Origin of the sequence: Variovorax sp. J31P207 (assembly GCF_030316965.1) — a bacterium.
Classification (GTDB): Bacteria; Pseudomonadota; Gammaproteobacteria; order Burkholderiales; family Burkholderiaceae_C; genus Variovorax; species Variovorax ginsengisoli_B.
On the sequence record NZ_JASZYN010000007.1, the window covers coordinates 250200 to 268223 of the forward strand.

An 18024-nucleotide genomic window follows, 5' to 3' on the forward strand; every position below is an offset into this window, starting at 1 on the left:
ATACGGTTAATTCATCAGCTTGGGAATGGCGGGCACGGCCTGCTCGGGGCCCATGGCGGAATAGCCGCCGTCCACCGCGTAGTCGGCGCCGGTCACGAAACTGGCGTGGTCCGAGCACAGGAACAGCACCACCTGCGCGACTTCGTCCGGGTCGCCGACGCGCCCCAGCAGATGGAAGGGCGCGGCCACGCGATCGGTCTTGGCGCGGTCGCCGCCGCTGAGCTTGTCCATCACGGCCGACCAGGTCCAGCCTGGCGACACGCTGTTGACGCGGATGCGGTCGGGCGCCAGGTCCATCGCCATGTTGCGGGTGAGCTGCGCCATCGCGGCCTTGCTCACCGGATAGAGCCAGCGCCCGGTCTGCGCCACGCGCGACGAGATGCTGGTGAAATTGACCACCGCCCCGCCCCCGGCCGCGACCATGTGCGGGTGCACGGCCTGCAGCATGGCGACCGCGCTCGCCACGTTGACGTTGAACGAGGTCAGCCAGTCGGCGCGCGGCGACTTGAAGCCGTCGTCCACATAGGAGCACGCCAGGTTGACCAAGAAGTGCACGCCGCCGTGCCGCGCGGCCGCCTCCGCCACGCAGGCCTGCACCTGGGCGTCGACGGTGATGTCGGTGCGCACGAAGCGCGCGCCGGCGCCGAGCGAATCGGCCAGCGGCTGGCCGTTGTCGGCATCGATGTCGGCGATGACGACCTTGACGCCAGCGGCGTGCAGTGCGCGCACCACGCCGGCGCCTATCAGTGTGGAGCCACCGGTGACGATGGCGCTCTTGCCCTCGAGTCCCTTGAACATGACGCTTGCTCTCCTCGGTTGATCGGGCAGGCCGGGATGGCCTGTGGAGCGAACGTTAGGGCCAGGGAGGCCGCTGGCGAGTCCCGCAAACGCAGGCGCAGTCCGTGGCGCGCAGCTTTCATCAGAGGGCTGGCCCGAATTGTGGGCGGGGACGGTTTTTGCTACGGTGCCCTGGCCCCATGGAAACCGCCACCCCTTCACGGCTGCCGCTGCAGCGCTACCGACTTTTCGAGAGCCACGACATGGACGAGGCGCGCGAGAGCGTGGCCCGCGTGTTCTGCCCGCACAAGCTGGTCATGCTGCGGCCGCGCACCGAACTCGACGCCTGCCATCACAGTGCGCGGCTGCATCGGGACGTGAGCCTCAATTACGTGCAGTACGGGCCGGGCGTGCAGATCGATCCGGGCTACCTGCAGGACTTTTTCCTGCTGCAGATTCCGTTGCGCGGCGGTGCCGAGATCCGCTGCGGCGCGCAGCAGGTGGAGGCGACACCCAGCCTGGCGTCGCTGCCCTCGCCGACCGAGCCGCTGTCGATGCGCTGGTCAGACGACAGCCCGCATCTGATCGTTCGGCTGGCCCGGTCCGCCCTGCTCTCGCGGCTCGAATCCTTGCTGCAGGCGCCGGTGAAGCAGCAGCTGGTGTTCGACCTCGGCGTGCCGCTGGACAACCCCGCGCTGGCGCCGCTGGTGCACTTCATCGACTACCTGCGGCTCACGCTGGATGCGGGCAATGCGCTGCAATCGGGCGGGCGGCTGGGCGAGCATGCCGAGGAATACCTGATGTCGAGCCTGCTGATGTCGGCGGGCCACAACCATTCGCGCGCGCTGGCCGGCGAGGCGCAGCGCAGCCTGCTGCCGCGCGTGGTGCGCAAGGCGCAGGAATACATGGCGGCGCATGCGGAGCAGCCCCTGTCGCTGGCGGATATCTGCCGCGAAGTCGGCTGCAGCGCGCGGGCCTTGCAAGTGGCGTTCCGCCAGCATGCGGGACAGGGGCCGATGGAGTTCCTGCGCGAACTCAGGCTGGACCGGGTGCGGGCCGAGCTCCAGGCATGCGCCGGCGTTGCCGCGGGCGGTGTGCGCGAGGTGGCGCAGAAGTACGGGTTCCTGCACCTGGGGCACTTCGCGGCGCAGTACCGGGCGCGGTTCGGGGAAAGGCCGTCGGAGACGCTCGGGGCGCGGGGCTGCTGAACCCGAGGACGTGCGAGTAATTCGCACCGCGTCCGTAGGCCCTCTCCGACTCTCGAAACTCCCCTGGGCTGCGGCAACGGCGCAGTGCCCTGGCGCAGGATCAAATTGCCAGCGACCCCAAACGCCCCCGTGCGGCCGGTGGCTCATACCCGGGAGACGAGAGCAATGAACGCAATGACCCCTCAGACATGGACACTTGTCGCCATCGTCGCAGCCGTGATCGTGATCGCGCTGGCTGCCTATGCCATCCACCGCAGCAAGCAGTCGCAGGGGCTGCGGACGCGCTTCGGGCCTGAATACGACCGTGCCGTCGAGGCGCTCGGCAGCCGTGTCCGGGCCGAAGCGGAGTTGCGACGCCGCGAGGAGCGCGTCGGGCACTTGGCGATCGTGCCGTTGGCAGCCGCGGATGCCGCGCGCTTCAGCGCCGCCTGGACCTCCTTGCAGGCCGACTTCGTCGACAACCCGCGGGGCGTGGTCGACCAGGCCGATGCGCTGGTGCGCGAGCTGCTGGCCAAGCGTGGCTATCCGATGGCGGATTTCGAGCATCGGGCCGCGGACATCTCGGTCGATCACCCCACCGTCGTGAGCAACTACCGCGCAGCGCAGGAAATCCGCGGGCGGACGCTGCGCGGCGAGGTCGAGACCGAAGAGTTGCGCAAGGCCGTGGTGCACTACCGCGCGCTCTTCGACGAATTGCTGGAAGTGCGCGGGCTGAGGCCGGAGGCCAGGCCCCAGCCATCGATCCGGCCGACCCGACCCATGGAGGTGAGATCATGATTTTCGAATCCAAGCGCCGTCAGGCCAGCGAGGCCGAAGTGGAATCAGAGGCTCTCGCCCAGTCTCCTTCGGCAGTAGTGCCCGCTCTCGATGTGCGAGCCGACCGGGTGGACCGGGGTGGCTACCCCCAAGACGACCCGGTGACGACGAGAGCCGCCGCCAATAGCCAAGCGGACAGCCGGCGCACCGACGTCGAGCCACTGGAGCCCCTCTTCCCGGCCGACGTCGCGGAGAACTTCCGCCGCGGCTGGGACGCCGTCCAGATCGGCTTCGTCGACGATCCCCGGCAGGCGGTGAAAAAGGCGGATGAGCTGGTGCAGCAGGTGCTGAACAACCTGGCGGATTCCTTCAGCGGCGAGCGCACCCGCATCGAGGCGCATGCCGAGCAGGCGGACTCGACCGAGGAACTGCGTGTAGCGCTGCGACGCGACCGCGCGTTCCTGGAACGGCTGCTGTCGCTGTAGGGGCCCGCTCAGACGTCGTACGCGTGCAAAGTCTCGCGCGACCGGTCCAGGTCTGCCAGCAGTTCCGGCGTCGTCATGAGGCGCATCGCGTCGATCCCCGACGGATCATGGTCGCCCGAAAGAAAGCGGATCTTGAAGGTGCCGATCGACACCTCGTCGCCGCCGACCAGCACCTGGGACCGCACCTTGACGCCGTTGACGAAGACGCCGTTGCGGCTGCCGAGGTCGCTGAGGGTCACGAAGGGGCCGTCGAGCGTCACGAGGGCGTGGTGACGGCTCACCTGCATCGAGTCGAGCACGACGTCGTTGGTCGACGCCCGGCCAATGGTGGTTTGCTTCGCGAGCAAGGAGAATTGCCGGGTCGCGGCAACACCCTTCATCAAGATCAGTTTCGGCATGCGTCCTCGGCAGATGCAATATTGTGTAACACCTTATTGTTACATCAACTCCGCCGGAAACCTGACTGGAGGCTGAAACCGCAGGGAAATCAGATAGATCCGCGGGTACTTCTTGGCATGCCGGGGCCCGTCGCCGCCTCGGGCCCGGCCCGCTCGGTGTCGATATTCACCAGCAGCCCGTGCATGGTCATCATCCGCTGCGCCTCGACCTGGCTGAACTCCTGGTCGGCGGCGACGAACTTGATCGCGTAGCTGCCGAGCCGGATCAGGTCGCCGTCGGCGAGCACCTGGCTCTGGATCTGGACGTCGTTGACGAAGGTGCCGTTGCGGCTGCCCAGGTCGGTGATGGTGACGAAGGCATGCTCGACGTCGATCACGGCGTGGTCGCGACTGGCCTGGGACGAGTCGACGATCACGTCGTTGGTGGTGCCCCGGCCGACCTTGTTGTCGTGAGGCTTGAGGGGGACCTGCAGCGTCTCGCCGCTGGCGGTGGTCATGAGGAGCAGCGGCATGGTGATGAAAGGCGGCGTGAGCGCGCGCACGCATTCTCACCTCAATTCGACAGCCCAGCGGCGCACTCGGGCTTCATTTGCATCACTGGAAGCGCATCGCCTCGAACGAGATCGGCTGCGCATTCCAGCTGGTGTTGCAGCCCGTGGTGGGGTATTCGAAGTCGAACACGACGTTCTGGCCGGGGTCCAGCCCGACCAGGCGCGCATGCGTGGTGTTGTCCGCCACCGCATAGTCCACCAGCACCGAGCCGTCGGCCGCAGCCTCGTAGGCACTGGAGCAGACCGACGAAAACACCGACTGCCCGTAGTCGAAGCGCCTGGCCTCGGTCGCGCCGCGCCCCACCACGTCGATCGTGTAGGCCGACACGGCGCTGTAGCCGCGGGCCTCGCCGGCCGGCGCACCGGCGGGCTGGTTGACAGATGCCAGGCCGTCGTTCATCAGCATCAGGGAACCGTCGTGGGCGATCGTCACCGCGTGCTGCCCGATCGGGTAGAGCCCGCCGGACCCGAGCGTCAGGCTCCTGGCCGCCAGCGAGGGGAACGTATGCCAGTACTTGGCCGGATCGCCGAGGATCCACAGCAGGTCGCCACTGGCATAGTCGATCTTGAGGACGAAGTTCTCCCGGCTCGACACGATCACCGAATCGTCGCTCGGGTCGTAGGTCGCGGCGTTCATGTGGAACCAGTCGACGCCGGGTCGCACGAACGCGGCCGGGTCGTCGCCCGCGGCCTGCATGGCGCGCGACAGCGTGTCGCCCAGGTCCCAGGTCTTGATCAGGGCGCCGCTGTCCGGGTCGAACTCGACCAGCGTGCTCTCGATGGCCTGCACGCCGTTGCGGATGGCATCCACATCGCCGAGCAAGCCGACCTTGCCGGGATCGATGTTGTGGTGGAAGTTGGTGACGTCCGGCGCTTGCAGGGCGGTGTCGTGCGTCGTGCCGTCGAGTTCGAGGCGCCGCACCCGGGGCGCCTGCGGGTCGCCGATGACGAAGCCGTTGCCCCGGACTGTCGAGCTGAGCGACGACATCGTTGCCGGCACCACCCAGCGCATCTGGCCGTCGGTGTCGACCACCACCGGGCTGCCCAGCGCGGACTTCATGTAGAAGAAGTCGAAGCCGAGCGCAGCGCCCGCCGTTCGCGCCTTCAGGATGACGGGCCGGTCGTAGATGCCGTTCGGATCGGTGTATGCGGCCGTGTCGACCTTGGCCTGGATCGGCTCCACGTCGCCGTCGGCAAACTGCAGTTCGATGTCGACCAGGTTCCCGTAGTTGGCATAGAGCCCGAACACCGGGACCGTCACCATGCCGCCGCTGCTCCCCGGGCTGGCCGCATAGCCACGACGGCTCAGGTACGACATCGCGTAGTCGACATCGACCGGGCGCGAGACGCTGCCTGGCTTGGACTCGATGCGGTAGTGGGCCGAGCTCAGCACTTCGCCGGCCGCCACCCGCAGGTCGACGAAGGCGATGAAGGGCGAGACACCCGGGCGCACGGCGACGACGGTCGCCGCATTGGCCACGACCGCGCTGGCGGCAGGCGCCGAGGCCGGAGCGACCGCCGGGATGCCGCCGCCACCGCCGCCTCCTCCTCCGCAGCCGGCAAGGGTCAACGCGATGGCGGTGCACAGGATCAGCTTCATTGCTCGACCTCGCTCGGGCCCGAAAGCGCCCAGACTAGCCCGCCGAGGGGCGCCTGCATCCCCCATCGGCGGCTTGACACGAAAGCAGGCATGCATGTGACACCCTCAGACGAGTGCGCGGACGGCGCTACGGCACGTGCAACTCCGTCGTGGCCAGCGCCGCGACATCGTTGGTGCCTCCGGCGAGCAGCACGTTGCCATCGGGCAGCAGGGTGGCGGTGTGGAAGTAGCGCGCGTCGCGCATGGCGCCGGTGCCCGTCCACTGGCCGCTGGCGGGCTCGTAGAGCTCCGTCGAAGCCTGCGCGCGGCCGCTGCTGTCATAGCCCCCTGCCACCAGCACCTGGCCCTCGGGCAGCAAGGTCGCGGTGGCGGCGGTGCGCCCGGTGTTCATTGCGCCGGTGGCCGACCAGGCGCCGGTGGCGGGGTCGTAGCGCTCCGCGGTCGCGAGCGAGCCACCGCCGGCGGCGCCGCCGTTGCCGCCAGCCACCAGGACCTTGCCGTCGGGAAGCAGCACGGCAGTGTGCGTCAGCCGGGCCGCGAGCATCGACCCGGTGGGCGTCCAGCGGCCGGTGGCCGCGTCGTACAGTTCCGCCGCGGCGAGCGGGCTGCCGCTGGTGCCTCCGGCGACGAGCACGCGGCCGTCCGCCAGCAGCGTGGCGGTGAACACGCTGCGGGCGGTGCTCATGGTGCCGGTCGGCGTCCACCGGCCGGTGGCGGGATCGTAGAGCTCCGCGGTCGCGAGAAAGCCGCCGTTGGTTCCGCCCGCCACCAGCACCTGGCCGGTCGGCAACAAGGTGGCGGTGTGGCCGCTGCGAGCCACGCCCATGGCGCCGGTCGGCGACCACTGGCGGGTGCCGACGTCGTAGATCTCCGCCGAGGCGTTGAACACGCCATTGAGATCCTCGCCCCCCGCGACCAGCACCCGGCCGTCCGGCAGCAGCGTCGCGGTGTGGAAATAGCGCGCGGTGTTCATCGAGCCAGTCGACGCCCACGAGCGGGTGCCGGGGGTGTAGAGCGCCGCCGATGCCAGCGTATGGGTGTCGTCGTTGCCGCCCGCGATCAGCACCAGGCCCAGCGCGAGCAGGCTGGCTGTCGGATGGGCGCGCGCGACGCTCATGGGGCCGGTTGGCACGCCTGTACCCGCGGGAACCACCTCGATGTTCAGCGTCGCGGAGGCCGTTCCGGCCGCATTGCTGCCACTCACCGTGTAGTCTGCGGCAGCGCTGACCTCTTGCGGCGTACCCGAGAGCACGCCGTCGGAGGCATCGACGCTCAGGCCGGTCGGCAGCGCCGGCGACACGGCGAAGGCATCGATGGGGCCGCCGACGCTGTGCGGCACATTGGGCATGACCGGCCTGCCCGCGGCGTACACGGCCTTCGGCTCCTCGTAGACCAGCAGGCTGGGTCCCTTGGTCGGCGGGCTGCTGACCTCGATCTGCAGCACGGCGCTGGTCGCACCGGCGCTGTTGGCGGCGGTCACGGTGAAGCTGGCCGAGGCAGCGAGCCGGCTGGGCGTGCCGGAGATGATGCCGGTGACGGGGTCGATCACCAGGCCGTCGGGGAGCTCCGGCTGCACCGTGAAGCTGCTGACGTCGCCGCCATCCACCGAGGGATGGTTCGGCCGGATCGGCACGCCGATGACGTAGATCGCGTTCTGGTTCTCGTAGCTCAGGTTCGCAGGGGGCTCCGTCCTGGACCTGACCGCGATCAGCAGGCCGGTCGTGACCGCGCCCGCGAAGTTGCTGCCGGTGACGGTGTACAGCGCAGGGGCCGCGACCACCTGCGGCGTGCCGCTGATGATGCCGCTGGTCGGGTCGATCTGGAGCCCGTCGGGCAATGCGGGGCGAACGACGTAGCGGAGGATCTGCCCGCCACTGCTCCTCGGGGCGTTCGGACGGATCTCCCGGCCCAGGGTGTAGACCACGGCATTGCGCTGGTAGTGCAGGCCCGCGGGAGGCGTGGCAACGCCAGGGACGAAGAAACCGCTGCCGCCATCGCCGCCACATGCATGCAGGCCCAGCAGCGCCAGGATGCCCAGGCCCCATGCCAGCAGGCGCAAGCCACCGGACCAAGATGTCGTCTGCATGCCGATCCCCTCAACGACGAAGGGTTCGCAGTATGCATGCGGGTGCATCGGCCTGTCACGGGTCATGTCCAAGGCATAGGCCTCCAGCAATAATTGCCGCGCGCCGGCTTCGACGACATACTGCGTCGCCCACCCGCCGTTGCGCCGAATGGCCGCAAGGAGTTCTCATTGGCCGATGCCGTCAGGAACATCACCTTCGTCGTTCCGAATCGCTTGCTGAAGGCCGACTCGGGCATGGCGGCCGACCGGGCCGCCTCGACCACCTCGCGCGGTGCGGTGCCGGTGGCGCCCACGGCCGTCCCCGGCATCGGCACGGCACGCGGCGAGGACGACATGGCCAGCGTGGTCGCGCGCGACGGCGAGGACGTGGTCGAGCTCACCGTCATCAACGGCCCGACGCTGGTGCTCAGTCCCCAGAGCGCGGCCGACCTGCTGCGCGCGCAGGCGCCCGCCGGCACCCGCGGCGCGGTCGAGACCACGGATGCCGGCGCGCTGGTCGTCAAGGCGCAGCTGGGCTGGCCCGGCCTCGAAGCCGCCGCCAGCCGCAGCGCGACCCGCGGCTGGATGGGCGAGGTCGCGCTCTCGGCCTTCAAGGTGCTCACCGGCTTCCAGGCCGATGCGGCGACGCTGGTGGCCTCGATGGTCACGAAGAAGATCGATGGCAAGGTCGTCGAGGGGGTCTACAAGCTGCCGCCCGACTGGCAGCCCGACGCCTTCATGAAGGGCACGATCCGCGCCGCCGCCGTGGAGCCGGCGGAAGACGGTGGCCCGCTGCTGGTGCTGGTGCACGGCACCTTCGTCGACACGGTGAGCACCTTCGGCAAGCTGTGGCTGCAGCCTGACAAGGTGCGCACGCTGTTCGACCGCTACAAGAACCGCGTCTATGCGCTCGACCATCCGACGGTGGGCAAGAGCCCGATCGGCAACGCACTGGCACTGGTGCGCGCGCTGCCCGCGGGCGCGCGGCTGCACCTGCTGACGCACTCGCGCGGCGGTCTGGTGGCCGAGGTGCTCGCGCGGGCCTGCGGCGGCGCCGCGCTGGGCGACGACGAACTGGCGCTGTTCGTCGCCGACGCCTACGGCGATGAGCGACAGGACCTGAAGGCGCTGGTGGCCGAGGCGCAAGTCAAGGGCCTGCGCGTCGAGCGCATGGTGCGCGTGGCCTGCCCGGCCCGCGGCACCACGCTGGCGTCCGGCCGTCTCGACGCCTATCTGTCGGTGCTGCAGTGGGGCCTGAAGCTGGCGAGTGTGCCGGTCGCGCCCGAGCTGGTCGACTTCCTGCACGAGGTCGCGCGCCGCCGCGCCGATCCGACGCAGCTGCCCGGCATCGAGGCGATGATGCCCGAGAGCGCGCTCGTGAAGTGGCTCGACATGGGCAACGTCCAGATCCCGGGCGACCTGCGCGTGGTGGCCGGCGACATGCAGGGCGACTCGATCGGCTCCTGGGTCAAGACCCTGATGGCCGACGCGTTCTACTGGGCCGACAACGACCTGGTGGTGCAGACCGGCTCGATGTACGGCGGCGTGCCGCGGGCCGCCGGCCCGGCGGCGGGCAGCGCCAGCTTCCTGCTCGACCGCGGCGCCAAGGTCAACCACTTCAACTACTTCGCCAATCCGACCACCGTCGACGGCATCGTCGGTGCGCTGCTGGAGAACGCGCCGCCGGCCTTCGCCGCCATCGGCCCGCTGTCGTGGCGCGGCGAGAGCGCCGAGGGCACCCGGGGCGGCGTGCCGGCCAACGATCCCGCGCGCCCGGCCGTGTTCGTGCTGCCGGGTATCCTCGGCTCGAACCTCAAGGTCGGCGACAAGCGGGTCTGGCTGGGCTTCGCCTTCCTCAACGGGCTGCTGCAGCTGCGCTGGGACCCGGCGACCGCCGACAACGTCCAGCCCGACGGCCCGGTCAAGGGCAGCTACGAGGGCCTCATCGATCGCCTCGCCGAGACCCATGCCGTGTTCCCCTTCGCCTTCGACTGGCGGCGCCCCATCGAGGACGAGGCGAAGCGGCTCGCGGCCGCGGTCGATGCCCAGCTCGATGCGCGTGCGGCCAGCGGGCAGCCGGTGCGCATCGTCGCGCATTCGATGGGCGGCCTGGTCGCGCGCACGATGCAGATCGTGTCGCCCAAGACCTGGAACCGCCTGATGGCGCATGCCGACGCCCGCCTGCTGATGCTCGGCGTGCCCAACGGGGGCTCGTGGGCACCGATGCAGATCCTCTCGGGCGACGACAACTTCGGCAATGCGCTGGTCGCCTTCGGATCGCTGTTCCACAACGGCGAGGCGCGCAGGATGATGGCCGGCATGCCGGGCCTGCTCGAGATGCAGGCCGGCCTGCTCGACCCGGCCTGGGGCCTGGGCAGCGCCGAGAAATGGGAAGCGTTGATCAAGGCCGACAAGGACGCCCTGGCGGCCCGCAGCACCTGGCACCAGCTCGATGCGCAGAAGGCCGTGTACGACTGGAGCCCGCCGCCGCAGCAGGTGCTCGATGCGGCAACCAGCCTGCGCCGCAAGCTCGACGACCAGGTGGCCGCGCTCGGCGACACCAGGTCGAAGATCGTGCTGGTGGTGGGCCGGGCGCCGTTCACGCCCACGGGCTACGCGCTGGACGGCGGCGTCGGCCTCGAATACACCGGCTCGGCCGACGCCGGCGACGGCCGCGTGACCTACGAAAGCGCGATGCAGCTGGGCGTGCCCACCTGGAAGCTCGATGCCGAGCACGGCAAGCTGCCCGCCGTGTCGCAGGCATGGGCCGCCTATGTCGAACTGCTGACGACCGGCAAGACCACGCAGCTCGATGCCTTCGCCGCGCCGACCCGCGGCGCCGGCGCGGCGCCGCTGGCCGCGGTGGTGCGCAGCCGGCCGTCGCGCGGCCTGCTCGGCTCGCAGCCACCGTCGTCGGATGCCGATGTCTTCGGCGTCTCGTCGGCCGCGGACCAGCGGCCGCCGCCCACCACGGCACTCGAGGTGCAGGTGCTCAATGCCGACATCCGCTTCGTCCAGCCGGCGCTGCTGGTCGGCCACTACAGCGCGATGCGGCTGACCGGCGCCGAGGCCGTGATCGACCGGCTGGTCGGCAAGGGCATGAGCCGGGGGCTCGATGCCGGCCTGTATCCGGACCTGGTCGGCTCGCACCAGATCTTCGGCAACTGGCGCGGCGACCCCGAGAACCCGAAGCGCATGGCCAGCCCGGCCGCGGCGATCGTCTGCGGGCTGGGGCCCGAGGGCAAGCTGCTGGCGAAGGACCTGGTGTTCACGGTGCGCCAGGCGGTGCTGGCCTACGCCCAGCGCCTGTCGGAGCACCCGGGCGGCGCGCCGGCCGACTTCGAACTCGCCGCGACGCTGATCGGCAGCGGCGGCACGGGCATCACGACCGGCGGGGCCGCGATCGCGGTGGCGCTGGGCGCGGCCGAGGCCAGGCAGCGGCTCCAGAAGAGCGGCTGGCCGCAGCTCAGCCGGCTGATCGTGGTCGAGCTGTTCCTCGACCGGGCCGGCGACGCGTGGCGCGCGCTGCACGTGCAGCAGACCGCAACGCCCGATCGGCTGAAGGTGGTCGGCCACGTCGAGTCCGGCGCCGGCGCCATGACGCGGATGGTCGACTCGGGCTATCGCGGCGCCAGCTACGACCTCATCAGTGCGCTGCAGGCGCCGCAGGCCGGCGACGCCGCGAACCCGGTGATCGCCTACACCCTCGACACCCGGCGGGCACGGACCGAAGTCCGTGCCCAGCGCGCCCAGGGCAACCTGCTGCGCGACATGGTGGCCACGGCCTCGAACGACGGCAACCGCGATCCATCGATCGGCCGCACCTTGTTCAACCTGCTGGTGCCGGTGGAGATGGAGCCCTTCCTCGGCGGCAAGAGCGAGATGGTGATCGAGCTCGAACCGAAGACCGCCGGCATCCCCTGGGAGCTGCTCAACTCCAATCCCGACCCGAGCTCCGACGACCAGCGGCCCTGGGCGATCCGCACCAAGCTGCTGCGCAAGCTGCGGCTGGACGACTTCCGTGCCAAGCCGCGCGACGCCACGCCCGAGGCCGCCATCCTGGTGGTGGGCGAGCCGCAATGCGATCCCACGACGTACCCCAGCCTCGAGGGCGCACGCCGCGAAGCCACCGCGGTCGCCAACCTCCTGCGATCCGCGAGTGCCGCCGGAACCACCAGCGCCGTGGTGGCGCTCGACCAGCCGAATGCGCAGGCGGTCGTGAATGCGCTGTTCGACCGGCCCTACCGTGCGGTGCACGTGGCCGGGCACGGCGCCTTCGGGCCGAACGGCGGCGTCGTGTTGTCGGGCACCGACACCTACCTCGGTGCGAACGAGATCGAGGCGATGCGGGTGGTGCCGCAGCTGGTGTTCCTCAACTGCTGCCACCTCGCGGGCCGCGACGCATCGACCGTGCTCACGCCCCCGAAGCCGTACGACCGCGCCGCGTTCGCGGCCAACATCGCGGAGGCGCTGATCAAGGTCGGCGTGCGCTGCGTGATCGCAGCCGGCTGGGCCGTGGACGACGAGGCGGCAGCGACCTTCGCCACCACCTTCTACGCCAGGCTGCTCGACAACGCGCGTTTCATCGAGGCCGTCGGCGCCGCGCGCGAGGCCGCCTGGAAGACCGACCGCAACGGCAACACCTGGGCCGCGTACCAGTGCTATGGCGACCCGGACTGGACCTGGCGCGGCGACAACGCGGGTGCCCAGGCGCCCCGCCGCGCGCCGTCGGACGAGTACGCGGGCGTGGCGTCGAGGGTGTCGCTCGAGCTCGCGCTCGAGAGGATCGCGGTCGACGGCGAGTACCGGTCGCCGGACGCGCAGGGCCTTGGCGACAAGCTGCTCTACCTGGAGCAGGCCTTCGGCCCGATGTGGGGCCAGCTCGGCATCGTGGCGGAGGCTTTCGGCAGGGCGAACGAGAACCTCGGCCGCCGCGCGCAGGCGGTCGACTGGTACCGCAAGGCCGTCGAATCCGAGGACGGCACGGCCTCGCTGAAGGCGGCCGAGCAGCTCGGCAACTTGCTCACCCGCCTCGGCGAGGCCAACGGGGACATCGCGCTGATCGAGGAAGGTCTGATGCTGCTCGAGAAGGTGCTGGCGGTGGGGCGGACCTACGAACGCGAGACCCTGCTGGGCTCGGGCTGGAAGCGGAAGACGCTCGCCCTGTCGGCGATCCAGGGCCGGGAAGCCGATGCCAAGGCGGCGCTGAAGCAGGCCAGCCTGCACTATCGCGAAGCCAACGACACGGCCCGCACCAGTGGCAATGTGAAGCGCTTCTATGCTGCCAAGAACTACCTCGACGCCGAGGTCCGCGCCGCGCTGCTGAGCAAGAAGCCGCCCGAGCTGGCGGACGCGCGCATCCAGGACGTGCGCGATGCGCTGCAACTGGCAGTCGCGAAGGCGCCCGATTTCTGGTCCGTGGTCGGCGAGACCGAACTCGACATCCTGGTGTCGCTGGTTCGCGGCCGCCTCGACCAGGACGCACCCCGGCTCATCGCCACGCTGTGCGACCTGAAGGTGCGCGTGCCGTCGCCGCGCATGTGGGATTCGGTCTGGAACCAGGCCCGCTTCGTTCTCGAACCCTGCCTGTCGCGCAAGGACCAGCCCGAGGCGGTCCGCCAGCGGGTCACCGAGCTGCTGGCGACGCTCGAGCGGCTGAAGACAGCTTCGACCTGACGGCCGCGCCGGCCGGCGCAGCGGGCGCCTCGTCGCAGAACTGCCGGGCCGCCGCGGTGATCGCCTCGGCGAGCGTCTGCCGGAACGACGCGCTGTCGAGCTGCAACTCGTCCGCCCGGTTCACGATCAGGCCGGCCTCGATCAGCACCGCCGGCATCGAGGCCCGCTTGAGCACCACCAGGTCGTCGAAGCGGTAGATGCCGAGCGCTGGATCGAGCAAGGGCCGGTTCTCTCCGGCGATGGGTTCGGCGTGATGCAGCGTGGGCGCCAGCGCGCGCCGCCGGAACTCGGCACCCAGCAGCTGCGCCATTCGCAGGCTGCGGGCCTCGTCGGCATTCTTGGCCGACACGAACAGCGAGTAGCCGCTGAACCGGTCGCTGTAGCGCTGCGGCCGGCCCTCGTATTCCCAGTCCGACATGTACTGGGGCTGCACCGCGTCGTGGTGCAGCGAGAGGAACAGGCGCGCGTGGTGCGCCTCGGCCCGGGCGGCGCGCTCGGGCAGCGTGATCGGGGCCTGGTCCTCGACCGTCAGGAAGGACTGCTCGAAACCGGCGCGCCGCAGTTCGCGCAGCACGACCTCGGCCAGCTGCGCGTTGAACTGCACCTCCGGCACGCCGCGGGCGCTGGTTGCCCCGGGGTTGGCCCGGGTGTGCCCTGGATCGATGGCGATCGCGAAGCCGGCGCTGTCGCAGGCCCCGGCGGGCGTCGCGGCCAGCAGCAGGGGCCAGAGCCACGCCAACGCACGGCGGATGGTGCGCATCGCCTCAGTTCGCCTGCGCGTTGAGGATCTTCTGGTGCTGGCCCACGATCAGCAACTGGCCGTCTACAGGGCGCACCCGCAGTTCGTCGCGCGCCATGCCCGACTTGCTGTCGCCGCGTTCCAGGCTGCGGACGCCGTAGCGGATCGTGTACGACAGCACCGCCGTTCCATCGCCTGAAGAACGGTCGATGTCGATCGGTCCGGCGAGCCGGTTGTCGACCTCCGGCCAGCGACGCTGGAAGTTCAACCGGTCCTTCAGGATGAAGGCCCTGGTGGCGTGCTTCTCGTTGAAGTACTCGACCTCGTCGGCATAGAAGGCCACCAGGTCGTTGGGGCTCGACCGGTTCTGGGTGCTGATGTAGCGGTGCACGAAATCGGTGAGCTGGCGGTCGGAGGCCACAGCCTGCTTCATGGGCGCGGGCGCCGGCGGGGGCACGAACACCGGGGCGGGTGGGGGCGCTGCCGCAATGACCGGTGGCGGCGCCGGCGGCGGCGGCGCGACGGGCGCAGGCTGCACCGGTGGCGCCACGGGCGCAGGCTCGGGCTCGCGCTTGACCACCACGGGTGCCGGCTGCACCGCGGGCGGCGACGGGGCGACGACGACCGGCGCAGGCGCCGGCGCCGGGGTCGGTCGGTCGAGCACGACATAGCCCGCGACCGCCGCCACCACCACGACAGCGCCTCCGATCAGGGCCTGCTGCGTCCGGCGGCTGGATGCGCCGGGCGGCACGCCATCGTCCTTGCGAGGCGGCGCCGCGCCACCGTCGAGTGCGGACGAGAGCTCGCGATAGCCCTTGTCGTAGTCACCGGTGAAGTCGACGAACTGCAGGCGCTTGAGGCGGAAGGGAATGTCGCACTGCTTCGACAGGACGGGGATGACCTTCTTCTTCTCGCCGAGGGCATACGAGACCTCGTCCATCACGTTCTGCGAGGCGACCGCGGCCGGGGAGAGGATGGCCAGCAGGCAGGAGGAGGCCTTCAGCGCCTTCTCGACCTCGTCGTCCCAGCGCGCGCCCTTGGCGATGTCGATCTGGTCGACCCAGACGCGGCGCCCGTCCCGCCGCAAGGCCGAGGCGATCTTCAGCACGAGCGCTTCATCGCTGCGCGAATAGCTGAAGAAGACCTCTTCTGTTGCGTCTGGCATGTGCCCCTCTCGTGGCCCGCAGCGCATCTTCGCGCACGGCAAGCCCTCGGCACAATCTGGCGGACGGCGTATGCAGCGGGGAGCCTCATGCCCCCGCGGACTCACTCCGGCTGGATGCCCGCCGCCTTGACCACCTTGCTCCATTTGGCGAGGTCGGACTGGATCAGCGCGGCGTACTCCTGCGGCGTGCCGCCCTGGATCTCGATGCCGGCGGCCTCCAGCTTGGCGCGCACGTCGGGCAGCTTGAGCGCGGCATTGATCTCGGCGTTGAGCTTGTCGACGATCGCCTTGGGCGTGCCGGCCGGCGCCAGGAAGCCGCCGTTGGTGTTGGCGTCGTAGCCCTTGAGCCCCTGCTCTTCCGCGGTCGGCACGTCCGGCAGCGTCGCTGCGCGCTTGCGGGTCGACACCGCCACCGCCCGGGCGTTGCCGGCCTTCACCTGCGTCTGGATGGCGCTGATGGTGTCGATGTAGAGCGCGGTGCGGCCGCCCAGCAGGTCCGGCTGCGCAGCGGAAGATCCCTTGTACGGGACCAGCAGCATGTCCACGCCGGTCGCCATGCGGAACATCTCGGCCGCCATTTCCTGGGCACTGCCGCGGCCGGAGGTGGCGACCTTGGCCTGCTCCGGATTGGCCTTCATCCAGGCCACGAACTCGGGCAGCGTCCTGGCGGGGATCTTCGGGTAGATGGCGAACACCAGCGGCACCACGTGGGTGTAGACGATGGGCTCGAAGCTCTTCTCCGGGTCCCAGCCCAGGTTCTTGAACAGGAACTTGTTGATGTTGTGGCTGCCGCCCACGATGCCGATCGTGTAGCCGTCGGGGGCCGCCTTGGCGAGCACCTCGGTGCCGAGGTTGTTGGAGGCGCCGGGCCGGTTGTCGATGACCACCGGCTGGCCCATCGACGCCGCCATCTTGTCGCCCACCACGCGCGCGATCGTGTCGATGGCGCCGCCCGGCGGAGCGGGCACGATGACCCGGATGGCATGGGTCGGGTAGGCCTGGGCCGATGCCAGGATCGGCAGCGCGGCCAGGGTCGCCGAAACGGCGAGGATCTTGAACAGGGATGATGTGCGTGGCATGTGTGTCTCCTTCTTGGGTTGGATCGAAACCGGTCTTCAGCCGCGCCCGACGTAGGGCATGGCACTGGCCATGACGGTCATGTTCAGCACGTTGGCGCCGAGCGGCAGCGCGGCGATGTGGCGCACCGCATCGGCCACGTGCTTCGCGTCCATCATGGGTTCGGGCGCGACCGTGCCGTTGGCCTGCAGCACGCCGCGCGTCATGCGCTCCGACAGTTCGGTCAGCGCATTGCCGATGTCGATCTGGCTGGCGACGATGCCGAATGCACGGCCGTCCAGCGCCAGTGCCTTGGTCAGGCCCGACACCGCGTGCTTGCTGGCGGTGTACGGCGCGGTGAAGGGGCGCGGCGTGTGCGCCGACACCGAGCCGTTGTTGATGATGCGCCCACCCTGCGGCTGCTGGCGGCGCATCAGGCCGAAGGCCGCGCGCGCGCACAGGAACACGCCGGTCACGTTGGTGTTCAGCACGCTGAACCATTTGTCCAGCGGCAGTTCGTCCATCGGCACCGCCGGGGCGTTGACGCCGGCGTTGTTGAACAGCAGGTCGAGCCGGCCGAAGCGGCGTTCGATGGCGTCGAACAGTGCCTGCACGCTGTCGGGCTCGGTCACGTCGGTGGGCACGGCCATGGCGGCCTGGCCTCGCGCCTCGGCCTCGGCCGCCAGCGCATTCAAGGGCTCGCTGCGGCGGCCGGCCAGCACGACGGCCCAGCCGTCGTCGAGCAGGCCGAGCGCCACGGTGCGACCGATGCCGCTGCCGGCGCCGGTGACCAGCGCGATCTTCGGGGGGGTCATTGCGTTCAAGGGAGACTCCTGGGTGGGTTGAATCCGGCACGGTCGCCCACGGTCATGGAGAAGCGGCCGATGTCCGCCACGCCCCCGCTGACGACATCGCCCGGCTGCAGCGGGCCCACGCCTGCGGGCGTGCCGGTGTAGATCAGGTCGCCGGGCGCGAGCGTCACCGAGCGCGACAGCATTGCCACCAGCTCGGGCACCGGCCACAAGAGGCCGGACAGGTCGGCGCGCTGGCGTTCGACGCCGTTCACCGCGAGCCACACGGCGCCTTGCCGCGGGTGGCCGCAGACGGCCGTCGGCACCAACGGCGTGCAGGGCGCCGAGTGATCGAAGGCCTTGGCGGCCTCCCAGGGCCCGCCGGCGCGCTTGGCCTGTTGCTGGAGGTCGCGCCGCGTGAGGTCCAGGCCTGCGGCATAGCCCCAGACGTTCTGCGACTCGACCTCGGCCGGGTCGATGTCGAAGCCGCCGCGGCCGATGGCGACCACCAGTTCGATCTCATGGCAGAAGTCGCCGGTGGCCGGGGGATAGGGCAGCAGGCCCTGCGCCTGCACCACCGCGCCGGCCGGCTTCATGAACCAGGCGGGCATCTCCACCGGCCTGGCCGGCTCGTCGGGGCTCCAGCGGTAGTTGCGGCCGATGCAGAACACGCGGCCGACGGGGAACACCGCCGGCTGGCCCGCCACGGGCAGCGTGACCGGCGCGGGTGCCGGAAAGACGAAGGCCGTCATGCGGA

General features: G+C 70.2%; 14 protein-coding genes. 4 read left to right on the forward strand and 10 right to left on the reverse strand.

Annotation, left to right across the window (positions count from 1 at the left end; genetic code table 11):
• Positions 1-6: 6 nt before the first annotated feature.
• Positions 7-798 carry an SDR family oxidoreductase gene (locus QTI68_RS24255; RefSeq protein WP_286525215.1) on the reverse strand — a complete coding sequence of 264 codons (792 nt, stop codon included), beginning with the start codon at positions 796-798 and terminating at the stop codon, positions 7-9.
• A gap of 179 nt (positions 799-977) precedes the next feature.
• Here QTI68_RS24255 and QTI68_RS24260 point away from each other — a divergent pair, with 179 nt between their 5' ends.
• From QTI68_RS24260 to QTI68_RS24270, 3 genes are all read left to right on the forward strand, one after another.
• Positions 978-1985 carry an AraC family transcriptional regulator gene (locus QTI68_RS24260; RefSeq protein WP_286525217.1) on the forward strand — a complete coding sequence of 336 codons (1008 nt, stop codon included), beginning with the start codon at positions 978-980 and terminating at the stop codon, positions 1983-1985.
• Between the two features lie 174 nt (positions 1986-2159).
• The gene (locus QTI68_RS24265) at positions 2160-2762 is read left to right on the forward strand and encodes a hypothetical protein (RefSeq protein WP_286525218.1); all 603 of its coding nucleotides are present in this window, start codon (positions 2160-2162) and stop codon (positions 2760-2762) included.
• Positions 2759-3226, forward strand: coding sequence for a hypothetical protein (locus QTI68_RS24270; protein ID WP_286525220.1), 468 nt, complete (start codon positions 2759-2761; stop codon positions 3224-3226). The genes QTI68_RS24265 and QTI68_RS24270 overlap by 4 nt, the downstream gene beginning before the upstream one ends.
• Before the next feature lie 8 nt (positions 3227-3234).
• Here QTI68_RS24270 and QTI68_RS24275 read toward each other — a convergent pair whose 3' ends face one another.
• From QTI68_RS24275 to QTI68_RS24290, 4 genes are all read right to left on the reverse strand, one after another.
• On the reverse strand, positions 3235-3624 hold the full coding sequence (locus tag QTI68_RS24275; RefSeq protein WP_286525222.1) for an FHA domain-containing protein: 390 nt from the start codon (positions 3622-3624) through the stop codon (positions 3235-3237).
• Between the two features lie 89 nt (positions 3625-3713).
• Positions 3714-4166, reverse strand: a complete 453-nt coding sequence (locus QTI68_RS24280) for an FHA domain-containing protein (protein ID WP_286525224.1) — start codon at positions 4164-4166, stop codon at positions 3714-3716.
• 52 nt (positions 4167-4218) lie between these two features.
• A complete protein-coding gene (locus tag QTI68_RS24285) occupies positions 4219-5775 on the reverse strand; it encodes an aryl-sulfate sulfotransferase (RefSeq protein WP_286525226.1) in 1557 nt (518 codons plus the stop codon).
• Positions 5776-5902: 127 nt separating this feature from the next.
• Positions 5903-7861 carry a putative Ig domain-containing protein gene (locus QTI68_RS24290; RefSeq protein WP_286525227.1) on the reverse strand — a complete coding sequence of 653 codons (1959 nt, stop codon included), beginning with the start codon at positions 7859-7861 and terminating at the stop codon, positions 5903-5905.
• A gap of 168 nt (positions 7862-8029) precedes the next feature.
• Here QTI68_RS24290 and QTI68_RS24295 point away from each other — a divergent pair, with 168 nt between their 5' ends.
• Positions 8030-13516, forward strand: coding sequence for a DUF7379 domain-containing protein (locus tag QTI68_RS24295; protein ID WP_286525228.1), 5487 nt, complete (start codon positions 8030-8032; stop codon positions 13514-13516).
• Here the strand turns inward: QTI68_RS24295 and QTI68_RS24300 are convergent.
• The 5 genes from QTI68_RS24300 to QTI68_RS24320 all read right to left on the reverse strand — a co-directional run bounded on the left by QTI68_RS24300 (position 13467) and on the right by QTI68_RS24320 (position 18019).
• Positions 13467-14276 carry an N-acetylmuramoyl-L-alanine amidase family protein gene (locus QTI68_RS24300; protein WP_286525229.1) on the reverse strand — a complete coding sequence of 270 codons (810 nt, stop codon included), beginning with the start codon at positions 14274-14276 and terminating at the stop codon, positions 13467-13469. The genes QTI68_RS24295 and QTI68_RS24300 overlap by 50 nt on opposite strands.
• Before the next feature lie 4 nt (positions 14277-14280).
• Positions 14281-15420 carry a TIR domain-containing protein gene (locus QTI68_RS24305; protein WP_286525233.1) on the reverse strand — a complete coding sequence of 380 codons (1140 nt, stop codon included), beginning with the start codon at positions 15418-15420 and terminating at the stop codon, positions 14281-14283.
• A gap of 101 nt (positions 15421-15521) precedes the next feature.
• Entirely contained in the window at positions 15522-16499 is a 978-nt protein-coding gene (locus QTI68_RS24310; RefSeq protein WP_286525234.1) for a Bug family tripartite tricarboxylate transporter substrate binding protein, read from the reverse strand.
• A 36-nt stretch (positions 16500-16535) separates the two neighbouring features.
• A complete protein-coding gene (locus QTI68_RS24315) occupies positions 16536-17291 on the reverse strand; it encodes an SDR family oxidoreductase (protein WP_286525576.1) in 756 nt (251 codons plus the stop codon).
• 5 nt (positions 17292-17296) lie between these two features.
• On the reverse strand, positions 17297-18019 hold the full coding sequence (locus tag QTI68_RS24320) for a fumarylacetoacetate hydrolase family protein (protein WP_286525236.1): 723 nt from the start codon (positions 18017-18019) through the stop codon (positions 17297-17299).
• Between the last annotated feature and the right edge of the window lie 5 nt (positions 18020-18024).

What these genes read in the sequence shown, in the direction of transcription:
- QTI68_RS24255 (WP_286525215.1), bottom strand. Translation starts at nt 798, where the DNA reads ATGTTCAAGGGACTCGAGGGCAAGAGCGCCATCGTCACCGGTGGCTCC.
- QTI68_RS24260 (WP_286525217.1), top strand. Translation starts at nt 978, where the DNA reads ATGGAAACCGCCACCCCTTCACGGCTGCCGCTGCAGCGCTACCGACTT.
- QTI68_RS24265 (WP_286525218.1), top strand. Translation starts at nt 2,160, where the DNA reads ATGACCCCTCAGACATGGACACTTGTCGCCATCGTCGCAGCCGTGATC.
- QTI68_RS24270 (WP_286525220.1), top strand. Translation starts at nt 2,759, where the DNA reads ATGATTTTCGAATCCAAGCGCCGTCAGGCCAGCGAGGCCGAAGTGGAA.
- QTI68_RS24275 (WP_286525222.1), bottom strand. Translation starts at nt 3,624, where the DNA reads ATGCCGAAACTGATCTTGATGAAGGGTGTTGCCGCGACCCGGCAATTC.
- QTI68_RS24285 (WP_286525226.1), bottom strand. Translation starts at nt 5,775, where the DNA reads ATGAAGCTGATCCTGTGCACCGCCATCGCGTTGACCCTTGCCGGCTGC.
- QTI68_RS24290 (WP_286525227.1), bottom strand. Translation starts at nt 7,861, where the DNA reads ATGCAGACGACATCTTGGTCCGGTGGCTTGCGCCTGCTGGCATGGGGC.
- QTI68_RS24300 (WP_286525229.1), bottom strand. Translation starts at nt 14,276, where the DNA reads ATGCGCACCATCCGCCGTGCGTTGGCGTGGCTCTGGCCCCTGCTGCTG.
- QTI68_RS24305 (WP_286525233.1), bottom strand. Translation starts at nt 15,420, where the DNA reads ATGCCAGACGCAACAGAAGAGGTCTTCTTCAGCTATTCGCGCAGCGAT.
- QTI68_RS24310 (WP_286525234.1), bottom strand. Translation starts at nt 16,499, where the DNA reads ATGCCACGCACATCATCCCTGTTCAAGATCCTCGCCGTTTCGGCGACC.
- QTI68_RS24315 (WP_286525576.1), bottom strand. Translation starts at nt 17,291, where the DNA reads ATGACCCCCCCGAAGATCGCGCTGGTCACCGGCGCCGGCAGCGGCATC.
- QTI68_RS24320 (WP_286525236.1), bottom strand. Translation starts at nt 18,019, where the DNA reads ATGACGGCCTTCGTCTTTCCGGCACCCGCGCCGGTCACGCTGCCCGTG.